This window comes from Hominilimicola fabiformis (assembly GCF_020687385.1).
GTDB lineage: Bacteria > Bacillota > Clostridia > UBA1381 > UBA1381 > Hominilimicola > Hominilimicola fabiformis.
Genome location: NZ_JAJEQM010000007.1, coordinates 67,780 through 86,664, shown reverse-complemented (window position 1 = coordinate 86,664; position 18,885 = coordinate 67,780). Strand labels below are relative to the sequence as shown.

Annotated in this window: 9 protein-coding genes; 3 read left to right on the top strand and 6 right to left on the bottom strand. The window is 36.1% G+C overall.

What is annotated here, in order from left to right; genetic code table 11:
• Positions 1-5 precede the first annotated feature (5 nt).
• Both LKE05_RS06485 and rnr read right to left on the bottom strand, forming a co-directional pair.
• Positions 6-1,145, bottom strand: a complete 1,140-nt coding sequence (locus LKE05_RS06485) for a THUMP domain-containing class I SAM-dependent RNA methyltransferase (protein ID WP_118446034.1) — start codon at positions 1,143-1,145, stop codon at positions 6-8.
• An 8-nt stretch (positions 1,146-1,153) separates the two neighbouring features.
• Positions 1,154-3,406, bottom strand: a complete 2,253-nt coding sequence (rnr, locus tag LKE05_RS06480) for a ribonuclease R (protein ID WP_118446033.1) — start codon at positions 3,404-3,406, stop codon at positions 1,154-1,156.
• A 247-nt stretch (positions 3,407-3,653) separates the two neighbouring features.
• On the opposite strand from rnr, the gene secD reads away from it, so the two are divergent.
• Together secD and secF are read left to right on the top strand one after the other, a co-directional pair.
• On the top strand, positions 3,654-4,949 hold the full coding sequence (secD, locus tag LKE05_RS06475; RefSeq protein ID WP_022229077.1) for a protein translocase subunit SecD: 1,296 nt from the start codon (positions 3,654-3,656) through the stop codon (positions 4,947-4,949).
• Positions 4,949-5,869 (top strand): protein translocase subunit SecF, encoded by a 921-nt coding sequence (gene secF / locus LKE05_RS06470; protein ID WP_118446032.1) that lies wholly within the window; start codon positions 4,949-4,951, stop codon positions 5,867-5,869. The genes secD and secF overlap by 1 nt, the downstream gene beginning before the upstream one ends.
• Positions 5,870-5,954: 85 nt before the next feature.
• On the opposite strand, the gene LKE05_RS06465 is transcribed toward secF, so the two are convergent.
• From LKE05_RS06465 to LKE05_RS06450, 4 genes are all read right to left on the bottom strand, one after another.
• Positions 5,955-7,313: an MATE family efflux transporter gene (locus LKE05_RS06465; protein ID WP_308456304.1), complete on the bottom strand. Its 1,359-nt coding sequence runs from the start codon at positions 7,311-7,313 to the stop codon at positions 5,955-5,957.
• A gap of 125 nt (positions 7,314-7,438) precedes the next feature.
• Positions 7,439-7,804, bottom strand: a complete 366-nt coding sequence (locus LKE05_RS06460; protein ID WP_022229080.1) for a heavy-metal-associated domain-containing protein — start codon at positions 7,802-7,804, stop codon at positions 7,439-7,441.
• Between the two features lie 153 nt (positions 7,805-7,957).
• A complete protein-coding gene (locus LKE05_RS06455) occupies positions 7,958-10,717 on the bottom strand; it encodes an Ig-like domain-containing protein (protein ID WP_308456303.1) in 2,760 nt (919 codons plus the stop codon).
• Between the two features lie 129 nt (positions 10,718-10,846).
• On the bottom strand, positions 10,847-17,899 hold the full coding sequence (locus tag LKE05_RS06450; RefSeq protein ID WP_308456302.1) for a glycosyl hydrolase family 95 catalytic domain-containing protein: 7,053 nt from the start codon (positions 17,897-17,899) through the stop codon (positions 10,847-10,849).
• Between the two features lie 157 nt (positions 17,900-18,056).
• On the opposite strand from LKE05_RS06450, the gene LKE05_RS06445 reads away from it, so the two are divergent.
• Complete coding sequence (locus tag LKE05_RS06445; protein ID WP_308456301.1) at positions 18,057-18,884, top strand: helix-turn-helix domain-containing protein; 828 nt, start codon at positions 18,057-18,059, stop codon at positions 18,882-18,884.
• Position 18,885: the final 1 nt, after the last annotated feature.

The window sequence follows — 18,885 nt, the reverse complement described above, 5'->3', positions numbered from 1 at the left end:
TAAATTTACTTGTTGGTTTTAGGCGGACGCTCTCCGAAGAATTGATATAGATTGCACTTAATCATACCGTTATACAATTTACGCTTTTTATTTGCCTTTTTTCCGAACAGCGATTCAAAGTTTTCGTTTGACGCGATAATATAATACGACCACTTATCAAGTGCATTAAAGCTTTTGCCTATTTCCTTATACAGTTTTTCACATTCTTTAATTTCACCTATTCTTTCACCGTAAGGCGGATTACAAATAATTGTACCATACGGCATATCGAAGTGAATTTTTCGTGCGTCACCTTTTTCCGCTTTAACAAAGTCACCCACACCTGCGATTAGGGCATTTTCATTTGTCAATTCAACATATTCGTTTTCTATATCATACGCATAAATTTCAAGCGGCACATTTCTTTCCAAGCTTTTAGCTTCTTCAACGGACTTAACCCACAACTCTTCATCTATCCACGCAAAATTTTGTGCCGCAAATTCTCGGTTTATTCCCGGAGCAATGTTTCTTTTTATCATTGCGGCTTCAATAGGAATTGTACCGCTGCCGCAAAACGGATCACATAGCGGATATTCAAATTTCCAATGACTCAGTTCAACCATTGCGGCGGCAAGTGTTTCTTTTAGCGGTGCAACATTTGAATGTTGTCTGTAACCGCGTTTGTGAAGTCCCTCGCCAGACGTATCTATCATAAGTGTAACTTTATCTTTAAAAATTGAAAACTGTATTTGATAATTTGCGCCGTCCTCCGGCAACCATTCTATGCCGTATTTATTTGAAAGACTTTCAGCAGTTGCTTTCTTTATAATTGCCTGACAATCCCTTACGCTTGCAAGAGTTGACTTTAAGGAATATCCTTTCACAGGAAAAGCGTCATTTTTGCCAATCCATTTACTCCAATCGACAGCTTTTGTCTTTTCAAACAATTCGTCAAACGTGACCGCAGTAAATTCGGCAGTTTTTATAAGCACTCTCTCTCCTGTTCTTATCCACATATTTGCTCTGCAAACAGCCTCATTATCACCCATAAACGTAACTCTGCCGTCCTCAACTGAAGTTGTTTCATAGCCAAGACGACGTACTTCTCTTGCGACAAGCGATTCAAGTCCGAACAATGTTGTTATTATAATTTCAAATTTCTCCATTTGTAAACCTACTTTTTCTTCTTATTGTATTTCTTAAAACTCTTTTTCCTTTTTGACTTCTTACCGTGTTTTTCCGATTTAGGAATTTCTATCGGTTTTGCGAACTTTTTAAGTAACTTACGGTCCGCGTCTTTAGCTAAAACAAAGTCAATCTGTCTTGAAAGAATATCAGTTCTCGCAACAACTATATTTACCACATCACCGGTAGTATACGACTTCTGTTTTCTTCTGCCGGTAAGCGTATTTACCTTTTCGTCATACTCATAATAATCATCGGTCATATTTTCAACTCTTATTAAACCCTCAACCGAATTTTCAAGTTCTACAAACATACCGAAATTAGTCACATTTGCAACCACACCCTCAAAGGTTTGTCCGATAAATGATGACATATAAGCCGTTTTCATCAAATCGTCAACGTCACGTTCGGCCGTTTCCGCATTTACTTCACAATCGCTTGAATGTTTGCTTGCCGCCGAAACGTAACCTGCAAGATATGAAATTCTGTTTCCCGTAACCTTGCCGTCAAGAAAATCTTTTAATATTCTGTGTATTGCCAAATCGGGATAACGTCTTATCGGCGAAGTAAAATGACAGTAATATTTTGCCGCAAGTCCGAAATGACCGAGATTTTCTTCACTGTACTTTGCTTTCATAAGTGAATGCAGCATTGTTGACGCAACAATACGCTCCTGCGGTGTATCTTTTACTGTATCGAGTATTTGTTGCAGAGCCTTTGGATGAATAGGTGTATCTCTGTCAATCTTACCCTTAAACGACAATCCGAAATGAAGTATAAATTCATTAAAAGTCATTATCTTTTCAAGTGTCGGTGCCTCATGGTTTCTGTATACAAACGGTATTTCAGACCAAAAAGCATATTCGGCGATTGTTTCATTTGCCGAAAGCATAAATTCTTCTATCATTTTGTTTGAAGTACCGCGTACTTCTTTTTCTATTTCAATCGGCTCTCCGTTTTCATTCACAACTATATGACTTTCAGGAAAATCGAACTGTATCGCACCTCTTAAAGTACGTTTATTCTTTAATATTTGTGCCAAGTCCTCCATTAGTTTCAATGTCGGCAAAATATGCTTGTATCTCTCACAAAGTTCTTCGTCACCGTCTTCAAGCATTTTATTTACATTATTATATGTCATTCGTTCTTTTGAGCAAATAACCGATTTACAAAGCTTGTGGCTCACAACATTTCCGTCACCCGTAATTTCCATAAATACAGACAAAGTCAATCTGTCCACTTGCGGATTAAGACTGCAGATGCCGTTTGAAAGACTTGTCGGCAGCATAGGAATAACTCTGTCTGCCAAATACACGCTTGTACCACGCTTGTATGCCTCATTTTCAAGTGCTGTACCCTCTTTTACATATTCTGAAACATCGGCTATATGCACACCGAGATAATAGTTTCCGTTGTCCTTTAACGTAAGAGATACGGCGTCATCAAAATCTCTGGCGTCATCACCGTCAATGGTGAAAATAATCATATCTCTTAAATCTTCTCTGCCTGCAAATTGGCTTTCCGTCACTGTTTGAGGGATTTTATCAGCCTCATTTAATGTTTCTTTATCAAATTCCTGCTTAATATCATTTCCTAATATAATACCCTCAATGCAACTTTTAAGCGAATCCTGTTGTCCGAGAACACTTATAACTTCACCGAAAATCTTTTTCTTGTCACTGTATCTTGTAATCTGTACGGCAACTCTGTCACCCATTTGAGCCGTCATTGCGTCCGATTGAGCTATAATAATTTTTGAATATATTTTTCTGTTATCGGGACGCACATAAAAATATCGATCTTTTTCCTTATATATAACACCGACAATAACCTTGTTTCCGCGTTCAAGCACCTTGGTTATATGACCTTGTCGGTGACCTTTTGCATTGTCGTTATCGTCAATATGAACGATAACTCTGTCGCCGTTTATAGCGTCACCCATATCGTCACCGGAAATAAATATGTCACTTTCGTTTTCGTTGTCACATATTACAAAACCGAAAAATCCTTTTGCATTACAGACAAGTTTACCTACTACCGTTGAGTTTTCTCCCTCAACGCTCATATATCTGCCTTTTTTAGTCATATATATTTTACCCTCAATACAAAGTTCGGTTAATATATCGCGAAGTTCTTCCTCATCTTCCGCCGGTACGTCAAGTACAATCATCAATTCGGCAAATTTAAGCGGAATATATTCTTTTGAACACATATATGAAAGTATCTTTTCTTTTCTGTCCATTTCTCTCTCCTATTTTTGTCAATTTAATTCCAAACAATTCTTTACTTATAATCATTCTATAACAAATATGTAATATACGCAAGTATTTTATACCTATGATTAATCTAATTGTAACCTTTTTGTTACATTATAGTAATATAATTTTTATTGACGAAAAGGTTGTATAGCGATATAATAACTTTATGCTATTTTATAATGGGTTTTAATGAGCAAATAGAACCCAACAAAGAAAGGAATGGATACGCAAATGAAAAAGAAGAGCATTATCACTCTTTGTTTCGTTGTTGTATGTGCCATTTTGCTTAACTATGTAGCCTTTATAGGTTTTAACATAGCTGGTTTTTCATATGGCGGTATGTTCGGCGAAACAGGTATCAAAAAGGGCATCGACTTAGCCGGAGGTTCAGTTATAACTTTCCAAGCTGATTCAGACGCTCCGACCGACGACCAAATGCAGGTTGTCGAATCAATTTTCCAAACTCGTATGACTAATGCGGGATATACAGAAGCACGTATATCTCAAGGCGAAGGCGGAAAAATTACTGTTGAAATACCTTCAGTATTTGAAACAGACCAAGCTGCAAGCCTACTTGGCGATACAGCAAAACTTACATTTAACGATGCTGACGGCAACGTAATTCTTGACGGTGCTACAGACATCAAGAACGCTTCTTACCAATACGGTAAGACTTCACAGACAGGTTCGGCTCAATCTTACGTTCAGGTTGAATTTAATGCTGAAGCAAAGCAAAAGTTTGCCGACGCAACTAAGGCTGCTGCCGCAAGATCAAGTGAAGGCAAAAACTACATTTCAATTCAAATGGACGGAAAAGATATTTCTTCTCCGAGAGTTTCAGAAGAAATCAATTCTGACTCATGTATAATTTCAGGTGATTTCACTCCTGAAACCGCACAAGACCTTGCTAACAAGATTAAGTCTGGTCAACTTCCGTTTGATATGAAAGTTATTTCTCAGGAAACAGTAGGTGCCGAACTTGGTGCAAATGCACTTCCTACAAGCCTTTTGGCTGCTGCAATCGGTATCATCCTTATAATGATCTTTATGGTTATTATGTACAGAATTCCTGGTCTTATCGCAGATATTTCATTGTTAATATATGTCGGACTTATCGGTTTGGCAATGGGTATATTCCATGTTAACCTAAGTCTTTCAGGTATTGCCGGTATCGTTCTTTCAATCGGTATGGCGGTCGACGCTGACTGTATCATATTTGAAAGAATGAAGGAAGAATTAAAAGTTGGTAAAACTATCAGAGCGTCTGTTTCGGCAGGTTTTGATAAGGCATTCTCAGCAATCCTTGACTCTAACATTACAACAATCATTTCTTGTGTAGTTCTTTACATCTCAGGTATCGGTGCAGTTACCGGTTTTGCTACTACACTTGGAATCGGCGTTATTTTGAGTATGTTTACTGCTATCGTTATCACAAAGTTCCTTCTAAAGCAACTTGTAGGTATCGGTATCGAAAACAGAAGTCTATTCTATAACGCAAAAGCAAAAAAAGGAGGTGCGGAAGAATAATGAAAGATTTGACTAAAAACAGATGGAAATTCGTGCTTATCCCCGCACTAATTGTTATTGCCGGTATTGTTCTATATATCGTACACGGCGGATTTAACTTCGACGTTGAATTTATGGGCGGTATCAGAATGCAAATTAATATGCACACTGATTTCAACAATAAAGAAGTCGCTGACTTAATCCAAGAAAAAACTGTTGATACTGTATCAGCAAAAGTTCAAACAGGTGACAATCCTCAGGTTGCAGTAATCAAAACTCCTCCTGTTGACGAAACTGTTAAGACTGAAATTTTCAATGCACTAAAAGATAAGTATAATCTTTCAGATGATGATTTACTTTCAGTATCATCTGCATCAGCAAGTTTCGGTAACGAAATTCAAAGAAAAGCTTTGCTTTACACATTGCTTGCTATAATCTGTATCTTGATTTACATTGCAATTCGTTTCGAGTGGAGAAGTGCTATTATGGCTGTTATAGCTCTTGCAATCAACGTACTTATCATGGCTGCGATTTATGCTATAACAAACATTCCGCTTAATACAAACTTCATTGCGGCAATGCTTACTGTTGTAGGTTATTCTATCAATAATACAATCGTTATCTTTGACAGAATTCGTGAAAACACAAAGTCACGTAAGAAGAATGAAACTATTTCAGAAATGGTTAACAGAAGTGTTTTTGAAACAATGGGTCGTACAATCAACTCAACAATAACAACACTAATTACAATCGTTCTTATTTACATTCTTGGTGTATCTGCAATCAAGGAATTTGCTCTTCCTCTAATCGTAGGTATCCTTGCAGGTGCATACACATCAATCTTTATTGCCAGCACATTCTGGGCTTCATGGAAAGAATCAGATATGAAAGCTAAAGCAGCTGCTGCTCAAGAAAGAAAAGCAGCAAAGAAAAATAAGTAATTGATGTTACAAAAATAACCGTTCGATATGAACGGTTATTTTTTTGCCTTATTTTAAAAATATTATTTGTTTTTTTTAATTTTTATTATGTTTCTTTAAACAACTTTTTCCTCACTATTGCATATGCAATTAACACCGCAATACCTGTTATAACCCACGAAACAGGATACACATTCATCAGCATTTCAAAACTTCTGAACTTATTGAATACGGTGTATATCCATATTAATCTAAACACACACGACCCCAATACAGTAAGCACCGCCGGAGTCATTGAATATCCCAATCCCCTCAATGCCGCACCGCCTATTTCATACGAGCTTGCCAAACATTCAAACAACAATACGTGGACCATCCTTATTGACGCATATTCAAGAACGGCTTTATCAGTAGTATAAATTTCTGCGAAGAAGTCACGCAACACAACAAATATAGCACTCATCAATCCGCATATAACCACACTTGAAATCATACTGTATACGAATATCTTTTTACAACGTTTAAAATTTCTTGCACCGTAATTTTGACTTGTAAATGTTACTGCCGCTTGTACAAATGCACTAATTGTAAAATATGTAAAATATTCAAAATTCAATCCGGTGGCAGAGCCGGCAACTGCGTCAGAGCCGAAACTGTTTATAGCAGTCTGTATACAGACATTTGAAACAGAGAACACCACTCCTTGCAAGCCCGCAGGTACACCTATTTTGATAACTTTTATCAATTCGCTTTTCTTTATTTTTAATTTATTAAGCCTTAATCTGATTGTTTCTTCTTCATTCATCAGAAAATATATTATAAGAACCGCACTCACTCCGTCAGCTATTACCGTTGCAATCGCCACTCCCGCTACGCTTAATTTGAATACTATTACAAACAACAAATTAAGACAGGCATTTATTACTCCAGATATAATCAGACAATACAAAGGTCTTTTTGTATCACCTTTACTTCTTAAAACAGCTGCTCCAAAATTATATATCATCAAAAACGGCATTCCCAAAAAGTAAATGTGCAAATACAATACCGCTAAATCTATTACATTTTCGGGTGTTCCCATAATTTCAAGAATAGGTCTTGCAATCATCAATCCTAACACAAGCAGAAATACACCGCTTATAAGCGAAACTATCATTACAGTATGAACTGCATCTTGAATTTTTTCTGTTTTTCCCTGCCCTATATAATTTGCTATGACAACATTCGCACCGACTGAAATTCCCACAAACAGATTTATCAACAAGCTTATAACCGAACTGTTACTTCCAACCGCCGCCAGAGCCTCACTGCTCGCAAACCTTCCGACAACCGCCACATCAACCGAATTAAACAGTTGCTGCAATATACTGCTTATCGCCAACGGAAGTGCAAATAATAAAATTTTATCAAAAATACTTCCATTCAGCATATCCATCTGATTTGATATGCCTTTACTCTTTTTCATTATATACATTCCTCCAAATATTTTAACTACTACTATTATAGCACATATGTATAAAATTAGAAAGTTAGTCTTGCACAAAAATAGCAGAAGAATTTAATCTTCTGCTATTTATATTAACGTAAATATTATTGTGCGTTGTATGTAGTCATAATATATCCGGCACTTGAAACAAGTTTTCTCAAAAATAATTCAGATAAATTATTTTTCATATGTACCGTTGCTAAATTTTGGCTTAAATCAACTTCTGCCCATACGCCGTCCTCACTGTTAAGTGTATTTTCGACTCTCGCTTTGCAGTGATTGCAAGTCATTCCGTCTATGCCTATCTGAACACAGTACGGATAATGTGACACATCTTTATCCTCAACCTTAATTTTCTTAACGTGTTCGGTTTCGCCGCCGCAACACCCCGAAGTCAGTTTTTTAGCATAACTTCTAATAGCTATAACTGCTATAACTATCAATACTGCTACTATAATCGCTGTACTCATAATATATCTCTCCTTTGCTTTAAATCGCAATTATGGTTAGTATCCTCTAACCTTAATTAGTTTAGCATAACTAACCGATTTTGTCAATATTTCTTGATTTTTTCAAAAAAGAAATCAAGCTTAGTTTTTAAGCTTGATTTCCGAATTGCATTTCTATTCTATATTTTTAACCAATCTCACATTGTCCATCTGTACCCATTCATTTGCGTGAGCGTCCGAATATAGTCCTACTGTACATTTTCCGTCTGTCACTTTTATATCTGTTGCAACAACAATTTCTTTCCAATCATCAATATTTGTTTTAACGGAATATGTTTTCTTTTCGTCACCGCTTTGTGCGTATACATTACATACATTTTGTCCGCCACTGCTTTTTACCCACGCAGTCATTGTATATGTTCCATTAGGTAAATCAGTTATTTCTTGATACAAATCTGAAATATAATCTTCCGGTGCAGTTTCCTGTATTACAAAATTACCGATGTCAACCTTTCCGCGTGCATTGGATACAGAATAATTGCCGACATTGTCACGCACTTTCCAACCTGTTGGTGTTGCTGTTATTTTTCTGTCCGCCTCAAATTCGGGATTGGAAATATAGTTATTACCCTCTCCGACTTCCCAAGTACCTTTTTCAGCGTCCAACTTCCATTGATGAAGATTGTTAAAGTACGGTTTGCCTTCTTTATCAAATGATAGCGGTACCCATTGATTATATCCGATTCCGTTACCTGCAAAATCGCCCCATCTGTCACCGCAATAAATAATCAAATCGTTTTCACTTCCGTGAATCGTTGTATAGAAGCCTGCTTGCGAATTGTGAGCAAAACTATCTCGTGTGTTATTCATTATATATGGAAGTCCCGTATCTTTATTGTAATCGCCCAAAATGCTGTCAGACTGCATTACATACACTCTTGACGAATTCCAGCCGTATAAATCAGAGCCTGTATAATAGTAATTGCCGTTATATTTAAACATACAATTACCCTCTATACCTGTTTTGTCTTTCTTATCCACTTCGCCGTTTTCATCTATGTAACTGCCGTCTTCATCATAGAAAAGCATTTTGATATTTTCTTCGTCTATATCCAAAAAGTCTGATTCTCTAAGCGGAATTACATATTGATAAGCACGTCCGTTTGCACTTGAGCATATTATATATGCTTTGCCGTCATCATCTTGGAACAAAGTTTGGTCACCTGTAACATCATTTTGAATTGGCAATGTTTTTTGAATATGGTCAATCTTAAACGGTCCTTCAGGCATATCACTTACCGCATAAACCATACCCGGTGCATATTGAGAAATTAACACATATTTTTTCGCGTTTTCATTATAAACAACACCCATTCTGCCAACCCAACCGTTCGGTTCACCGGTAAGAGGATAACCCTCGAACTCCCAATTCACCAAATCGTCCGACGAATAACAAGTAAATGTTTCGTAAGCGGCATTTCCCGCTTTGCCGTTTTCGGGATTTTTAGCATATATATCCGCTTCTTTATATTTTACACCATACCAATAATATTTGTCACCAAACTTTTGAATACAACCGCCCTGTGAATATATATAATTGCCGTCAGTGTCTTTAAAAAATGTATCGTTTGTGATAGTTTTGTCAGATGTATTGACATTAACCGCACATTTTGCGGTTTGCTTACCGTCAGAAGTTGAAACCGTAATTGTAGTTTTACCCTTGCCTTTCGCCGTAACAATTCCGTCTGTCACGCTTGCAATATTTTCGTTGTCAGATTTCCAAACCAAGTCGGAATTTTCAATATTTGCCGATAACGGATAAACCGAATCTATCTCGGTTAACTCTATACTTGTTTTATTCAATGACAGTCGCTCGGATTTTTTGTCGGTCACTGTGACTTTACATTCGTCCGTAAGCATTCCGTCCTCTGATGATACGGTAATTGTAGCATTGCCGTTTGAGACAGCTGTTAAAATACCGTTTTCGCTTACTTTTACTATCGATTCGTCAGAACTTTTCCATGCAACCTTGTTGTCATACGCAAATTCCGGCATAATAACGGCGTCCAATATTTTATTTTCATCACCGACATTTATTGTCACATTATGCTCCGATAATGTCAGACTTTTTGCTTTACCGATTGACGTATCTTCATTTTTACTGCTGTCCTCGTTATATTCAATTTCTTGTGTCTTTGAACGCAAATTATCGTCTTCGAGCAAATATGACTTCACTGTATATTTGCCGTAACCGCTCACATTTTCAAAAGTTCCCGATGTTGAATTGTTTTTAAAACCGATAAGTTTATTATTCTCGTCATACAGTGCCACGCCAAACAGCTTACCGCCTTTATAATCGGCTGAATAACTTATTGCACCGTCACCGTCAATGCCTGTCATAAGACGTGATATGTACCCATCGGCTTCTTTCAATACAACATCATCAACATAAACGTCCGCTTTGTCCCACAAATTAAAATATGCTAAATAATCTTGAGTATTGTTACATTCAAATTCGATTTTATGCTTTGTCCAATCAGTATTTACCGATATTTCTTTCGTTTTTACTGGATAACTTCCCGGCCAATCCTGTGAACCGTCAAAGAAACCTACATTTACAATACAATCCTCTTTGGCTTTTATATAAAATTCAAGTGTGTATGTCACATTTCTTTTCAGTTCAACTCTCTGTGCAACAACGGCACTGTTGAAATGAAGTGCCTTTTCACCGCTGTGCACTTCATCTGTTGTACAATCGGCAGAGTTTTCATTTTCATAAACCCAACCGTCCCTACCTGAAAAACGCCAACCGTTTGTTCCGAGTAATTCAGTTTCAAAGCTATCATTTTTTATAAGATTTTCCGCCGCATATGCCGAAGTCGTGCATAACGCGGTTATCAGTAATGCAGTAACGATTTTTACTTTATTTTTCATTTAACAATCTCCTTTTGTATTCATTGTTAAAATTTTATCACATTTCTTTGAATTTTTAAAGAGTTTTTTGCAAAAAAAGAACGGATATAATTAAATATCCGTTCTTTAAATATCAGTTTTTTATAACAATTATTCAGTGAATATATATGTTTCTCCTGCACTTGCATTTTCAATAGTATACTTGCCGTCTACAAACTTTATATTCTCACCGTTTAATTTTAATATATTATCTTTTTCGTAACCGATTGTAATATTACCGTCAACAGTCGGTGTAATCTTTATTTCCGTTGCTTTATTATCACTCCATTTAATAGATACTTCTGCACCGTTTTTAGCCTTAATACCGCTTATTTCACCGCTATTCCATTCTGTAGGCAATGCAGGAAGTATGTAAACAGTTCCCGTCTGTGACTGCATAAGAAGTTCCATAACACCTGCCGCCGAACCGAAATTACCGTCTATCTGGAACGGTGCGTGTGTATCAAACAAATTAGCATATGTTTTTTGTGCTAATTGATAACGGAATAATTCAAGTGCTTTATCGCCGTCAAGACATCTCGCCCAAAGTAAGAATTTATTCGAGCATGACCAACCTGTTGAATCATCACCTCTGTTTTCAAGTACTACTTTCGCACCGTTTAACAATTCCGGTGTGTCACGATTTATAAGTGTTCCCGGGTACAAACCAACAAGATGTGAAATATGTCTGTGTACAGGGTCACCCAACGTTTTTCCGTTTGCGTCTGTATTATAGCTTGTTTCTTCTTTCCATTCCTTAATCTGTCCGTCACCACCTATTTCCACAGGTATTTCAAGATGATTTCTTATTTCTTTCCACGCACTCACCTTATCGGTATCAACACCTAATATTTCTGCCGCTTTTATAGTATAATCGTACATACCCGCAACAAGCTGTAAGTCATATTTTATACCTTCCTCTGTTGGTCCTTGCTCCGGTGAACGACCTTCCCAAGTAGTATAATAATATCCGTCAGGATACTTCTCAGTATCTGTTGTAGTTCTGCGTTGATTTTGATAGAAATACTGCGTATAGAAATTTGCCGCTTTTCGCATTATCGGATATAATTCGTCCGCCAAAAGTTGTTTATTGCCCGAAGTCTGATACAAATCCCACAGATTATACATAAGCCATGCGGTATTACCTGCCGACTGAATATTTGTTGAGCCTGTCATATCTGTTGTTCCCATTATTGCTTGCTTTGTGTGCATAATAAATACATCATCTTTATCATCTGCACTGTCTGTAAACGTCATCTTGCCGTTTTCAAACGTATATGATTTCGGAGTAACTTTATACATATTTTTAGCCGTTATACGCCCTGCCGGAATTTGTGAATTAAACCAACCTATCAGTGATTTACCACTGTCAAGAAGATTTGCACCGCCTGCAAACCAATAGTTCATTTCCATATTGATATTAATACAGTAACACGAACCCCATATTTCAGCGGTTGACTGACACCACTTACCTTGAAGTGTTGACGGCATAGTTGTAGAACGCGATGATGAAATCATTAAATATCTTGCATAATTGTAATGAAGTTCTTCAAGATGCTTATTTAGATTTGCATACGCACTTTCATCATATGAAACGACTGTCTTATTATCAACAGATTTTGTGGTTACTGTGTTTTTATATGATAATTGCAATTCATTTGTAGGTACTGAACATATTTCATTATTATCCGTCAAACTAAATTGTACTTTGTCGAATTGCTCTTTATAATCTTTTATATGTTCATTTTTCAATTCTTCATAAGTTAATTCAGACGCACCTTGTATTCTTTTTTCTGCTTTTTCGACAGCCGCTTTAACTCCTTGTGTATTCTTATACGGTGTTTTTGACATATTGACAGTTCCGTCTGCATTAAGTTCAAACTGAGTCGGGTCATAATCCGTTGCCACCGCTACAAGTATTGTTACACCTGTACTGTCAGATACATTAACCGAATTATATCCGTCTGTCACTGTACCGTCATCGGCAATAACTTTTATAATAGTGCAATATTCCAAATCGGATTCTTGATTCCATGCCGCATTACCGCCCGATGAATACGGTTCACTGTCTTTTAATTTACCGACAATTTTAATCTCACCGTTATTTACAGTTACATTACCCGGGTGCATTGAAACAGGTTTTACGTCAAAATTCAAATCATCACCTGTGTAACGGAATACAAGTACTTCTTTAGGATAGCTTGCGAAATATTCTCGATTGAAATTTTTATTATCATATTCGTATCTCACATGAGCAACAGATTCGTCAAGGTTGAGGTCACGGTAATAATTATTGACAGTCGCACCTTTCTGCATATTGAAATCAACAAAAATATTACCGACGCTCATATAACCGTTTATGCCTTCACTCATTTTACTGTTTACAGTATTTGAATTAACCCCTGTTTGAGTTCCTCTGTATCCTGCCGCCCAGAAAGTTTCTTCATTTATCTGAATTTGGTCTTTGTCAGGAAGTCCGAAAATCATACCGCCCATATATCCGTTTCCGATAGGCAATGCTTGTTGCTCCCAATCCGCACCGTCACGAGCGTAGATACTGTTATTTGCCCCATTGGCACTTGCAAGAAACGCACCTGTCTTGTACCATAGTGCATTATCGGCAGTTGCACCTTGATAATTATTGTCATATGTATAATTTACATTCAAAGTTGATACATCAACTAAATTCGGATCAATTCCATACGGTACACTACTTGGTGATATGACACCTGCACCCATACCAAGTCCCGATTTTGCACCTGTCAACCAATCTGAAACAAGAGGAATGTTTGAATACTCTCCTGTGGTTGTACTGAATATTTCATCAGATACAACTTCGCCTATTTTATAATCTTCGTTTTCACTTATCTTTGTTAATGCAGTTGCCAAAGGTGTCATATTGTCACTCCATAATAAAATCTTTATATCAGCTCCGTTTATTATTTTAATATCCGATAAGTCAATTTTATTTTTGCCTTTTTGAAGTTTTACTTCTTTATCGTTTATTTGCTTTAATATTCCGTCTTTATATTGAGCCATTATAAGCGTTGCATTTGTTTCGGTTTCGCTCTTATTTTGCATTATAGTAGTTGTATTCAAATTTTCATCAATCTTTGTGACATTTACAATGTCATATTCATTATCGCTTGCTGAATACTCATCATTTGTTTTTGCTATATATACCTTTACAAATGATGCTTTTTCAAAAGCAATATCAGTGTTTATCTTCTGTACTCCGTCAGTCAATTCACCGATAGCAATTTTGTTTTCTTTGATTAGCTTTTTATTTTCATCAAATACTTTCACAACGGCAATATAGTCGTTTGTACTGTCGATTTTTTTATCAACAATTATTCCGTCTATACCTCTTGCATTTTTTACATCTGTTTCACCGTTTTTCAATAACAAACCTTTTACTTCATACGGACAATTTTCAGAATTGTTTGTTCTGACTGTCACTTCAAGTTCATCAATTACTTCCGACGTTTGAACAGATGATACGGTAAGCGTTGCTTTGATTTTCACAATACCGTCAGCAGCACTGTCTGAAACAGTAAGTGTACCGTCGTTTGATATTGACACTCCTTCCGTATTATCGACTATCTCCCATTTTGTATCACGAGCAGGAATAACCACACCGTCTGCGATTGGAATTGCAATATACTTTGATGTTCCGCTATGTACGACTTCATCACCGTAAATTTCAACTGCATTCGCATTACCGAGTGACTTAAGTACTAAATTTATAAATTTCTTTATTCCGCCACATTCTGCCGAAACTGTTACTGTTCCGGCAGTTGCAGACGGAGTAATTGAGAGAGAACCATTATTATCTATTGATACACCGTTATATCCGTTTACCGAATAAGTGATATTTGCCGTTGTATCCTCACTTCCTTTTGAAACAATCTCTGATTTGTCTTTTTCTGTTGTAATGCTCTTATAAACTTTCGCAGTATACTGAACTGTTTGATTTTCTGATGTTATATACTGTTCAGTTGTGTCAGATGTAATTTCCAACATATCTGCCGTATCTGTAATTTCAATTTTTGAAATTGCTATTGAGCTCCATTTTCCAAAAGCAAAATCAATCTGCGATGTTTGATTAGATAATTTTACTGTTGTTGTGTACCACTTGTCAAATTCACAATTTGATTGTACATCTATTTTTTCACCGTCGATTGACATTGTGTTTTCATTACCTGCACTTCTGTTTGTACTTCCGTTATTTGTCGAAGTCGGTTTTGCATATGTTATTTTTATGTATTTTTCCGACTCTATCGGATTGTCAAATTTAAGCGTCATTGATGTGTTGCTGTTTCCACCCGTACCCATAAACAAATAATATCCGTTATCACTAAGTCCTGTTCCAAGCGGATAATAGCCTGTTCCTGTTTTCGTTGATGAGTCCATTATTACAACATTACTGTAATTTGAACCGCTTGTCGATACACTCAATCCTGTATCGGCAATCTTTGTTTCAGATAATGATGATGTGTTAAACGTTTTTATCTGATTGAATTTGTTACCAAAAGTATATGTCGGATTTTCTACCGGCTTTGGCTTTTCTTCATTGTTCTTTTCAACAGTATATGTATTTGACAAATCGTCTGTTGATACTGTAAATGTATTTGATGTGGCATTTCTCACACCAATTTCTTTTTCTGTTGTTGCTTTATAACTGCCCTCTGCTAAATAAACAACAACGTTTCCGTCTTTATCAGTTGTATGTTTTGTTGTCTGATATTCTGTTGCACCGACTGCCTCTATTGTCACTTCCATATCCGCACAAGGTTCTCCGTTGCAAGTATATGAAAGTGTTACCATTTTGCCAGGTTGAATAATTAGTTTAGGAGGGTTTTCACTGTTTTTACCTGACAAAGTTACATCAGAGGCATAATCTGAGGCTATGCCTATACCTATTTCATTTCCGGAATATTTTCTTAAATACTCCGTTATATCTATTTCAGAATAATTGCCTACCGGAAATACACTTGCAGTATTTGAATTTATCTTTGTTATTTCTTTTGTAGGATTATATGCTATATCGCCGTATATCGCAGTATTGTCCCAATCTGTTCCTATATCCGAAATTGTTATATTACCGTTTCTATCTCTACCGATACTATTTCCGTAAACCGCCAACTTTGCAGATACTATTTTTGAAAAATCATAATTTTCCAAGTCAAATTCAACAAGACCATATGATGTATTATCCGTGTTTCCGTTTTTCCAACTGTTGACATACATTGTACCGTCTGATGCGGTTTTAGTTACATTATTCAAATCGGCTGAATCCTTTGCATTTATTTCAAAAGATTCTGTAACAGGAATTTTATTTTCATATTCCGCAATTACATTATAAAATGACAATACACTTTCATTCGTTTTTTCATCTACAAGTGTAGGCGTAAATCTCTTGCCGTACATACAATCAACCGCTATAACACCCGCTAAATCTTCTTCTGTTGTAATTACAACAGATTTTTTATCAGCTTGAATTTCGGCACTTTTTATTGTCATTTCTGTACCTTTATCTTTATTTGATGCAGTAACTTTTCGGCTTGCACCTTTTCTTACCGTAAATTCTTTTGTTAAATCACCTAAAGGAATTTTGTAGCCTCCTCCAGATACATTTGTAATTCCTATACGTTTTGTTCCTGTGGCAACTTTCAATCCGTCGGTATTTTTAAATGTTAATGTTATTTCATTATCGCCGGTAACTTTTGCCGTATCTATCTGTGCATTTTCATATGATACAGATTCATCTCCGTAAACAACCGCTTCTGCGACTTTCGCCCATTTTGCACCAAGTTTCACATTTGATGCGGCATTATTATGAATAGTATCGCCGAGTTCTAATTCACCTGTACCAACAACATAAACATTGTCATATAAACTTTCGTTCTGACGTTGAATATCTTTTACATATGACCACGCATCATAATAACCTTGTGAACTGTTACTGTCTTGATTTGCGTCATTTAATTGTGTCGTGATTATAGGTGTATTTTCATTGAAGAAATCACGCATTGTATCAAATACTTTTTGTTGCAAATTTTTATAATCATATGCGTAGTTTTCATTTATCGCATCGTTACACCCTTGATACCATAAAATACCCTTAATATTTTTTGACGGCATTTTATCAAAGCATGATTTTAGTGCATTAAATAAATATCCGCTGTTTGCGTCATTTCTGATTCCGTCTATCCATTGCCAAATGTTCGTACCGCCTACTGATGTTTGAACAACGCCAATCGGTACATTTTCTTTTTCGCTAATTTCTCTTGCAAAACTTGTTACCGGCGATGTTCTTACTCCCGTTTTAAAGAAACGACCTTCTCCTGCCGGATGTGACATCTGTTGCCATGTACAATCTTCAGCATAAATTATGTGCATATTTTCATTTATCGGGTCATCATCTTCCGGTGAAAAATCATCTGTAACAGCACCCATATCCGTCATATTAGACTGTCCTGCCGCTACCCAAACATCTCCAATACCGACTTTTTCATACTTTGCAACCTCTCCCTTGTTCGATGTTACAGTTATATCATAAAGTCCTGTATCAAGAGTTTTAGTATATTCAAATTCATTACCAGAAACCGTAACACTTTCTTCTGTTCCGTTAATATCGACACTGACAAATGTTTCGTTTTCGGTTTTTCCCTTTATTTTTATTTCTGCTTTATTATTTTCATCTCTTTGATAAATTTGATATGACATAGGAGCAGATGTAATGGCAACGCCGTTCTTATATTCAAGTTCCGCATTAAGAGAAGCCACTACCGTTTCCCCGTTTAAAACTTCAACTTCTTCGCAATTTCGTACATGTTTAAATTCTATTGTACCGTTTTCATCGGCTACAACGGTTTCATTTTTTAAAACAGTTCCGTCCTTTAAAATCTGATTTACTGTATAACTCGTGTTTGGTGATAATCCTTTTGTTCTGAAAACAGGTTGATTAATTCTCATTCCCTGAATAACATTCGGAATTTCATCAATCGTTTTTTCAGCTGTATCATCTCCGTAACACGTCTGTGAACCGACTACATTCTGATGTGTAAAATACGGTGTTTGCTCTGCTTTTACAGGTAATATACCTATTGAAGTGCAAAGCATTGACGCCGACAGTATACACGAAATCAATTTCTTTTTCATCGTTCATTCCTCCCTAAACATTTTATCTGTTAATTGTATTTTAACATAGCCAATATCGTTTTGTGTATCTAAAAGTCACATCTTTTTATCAAAAAGTCAGATATATATATTTACAAAACAATTAATATTTCTTATAATACTTTTAGGGGTGATACATATGGGAGAAAATCCACACAGTCAAAATCAACTGCTTAATCAATACATTTCAAAATTAGAAATACGCTTTATTTTAATAGACAACGGCTTATGTCCCGATTGGTCAAGAGAAGAACATACTCGTATGAGAGATTGTTTTTATTTGATATTAGACGGTCAAGGTAAGATAACGGTAAACGGTGAAGAATTTTATCCAAAGAAAGACGATATGGTACTGTTGCCGAAAAATTCAAGGGTATCGCTATACTCCGAAAACGAAACTTGCTACAATAAATATTGGTGCGACTTTTCCGCAACAATTAACGGCAAGTCGTTATTTGATATAATTGATTTTCCGTATGTTGTTCATATTGAAAATCCAGACTATGTAAAGTCGCTCTTTAATAAATTAAGCGAACTCAGATTAAAAAATGACGCAGTATCGGCTCTGATGATAAAATCAATTTTAATTGAGCTTTTAGCAATATTTTTGAGTTGCGACAAAGCCAAACCACACGATGAAATACAAGATGATGAATTTGTCAAATTTATAAATGACTATATCAAAAATCATATTCATGAAAAGATTTCTGTAAAGTCGCTTTCAAATTTAATGGGATTTAATGAGAAATACTTTATATCGATTTTTAATAAACATTTCGGCATAACTCCCGCACTTTACATTAAACATATGCGTTTGGAAACCGCCAAATATGATTTACTGTATACAGACCATTCTATCGCCTTTATAGCCGATACAATAGGCTTTTCCACAATTCAAAAGCTATCTAAAGATTTTAAAGAATATACAGGCTTTACGCCAACCGAATTCAGGAAAACATTCAAATAGA

Coding starts and splice junctions, on each gene's coding strand:
- LKE05_RS06485 (WP_118446034.1), bottom strand. CDS start 1,145: ATGGAGAAATTTGAAATTATAATAACAACATTGTTCGGACTTGAATCG.
- rnr (WP_118446033.1), bottom strand. CDS start 3,406: ATGGACAGAAAAGAAAAGATACTTTCATATATGTGTTCAAAAGAATAT.
- secD (WP_022229077.1), top strand. CDS start 3,654: ATGAAAAAGAAGAGCATTATCACTCTTTGTTTCGTTGTTGTATGTGCC.
- secF (WP_118446032.1), top strand. CDS start 4,949: ATGAAAGATTTGACTAAAAACAGATGGAAATTCGTGCTTATCCCCGCA.
- LKE05_RS06465 (WP_308456304.1), bottom strand. CDS start 7,313: ATGAAAAAGAGTAAAGGCATATCAAATCAGATGGATATGCTGAATGGA.
- LKE05_RS06460 (WP_022229080.1), bottom strand. CDS start 7,804: ATGAGTACAGCGATTATAGTAGCAGTATTGATAGTTATAGCAGTTATA.
- LKE05_RS06455 (WP_308456303.1), bottom strand. CDS start 10,717: ATGAAAAATAAAGTAAAAATCGTTACTGCATTACTGATAACCGCGTTA.
- LKE05_RS06450 (WP_308456302.1), bottom strand. CDS start 17,899: ATGAAAAAGAAATTGATTTCGTGTATACTGTCGGCGTCAATGCTTTGC.
- LKE05_RS06445 (WP_308456301.1), top strand. CDS start 18,057: ATGGGAGAAAATCCACACAGTCAAAATCAACTGCTTAATCAATACATT.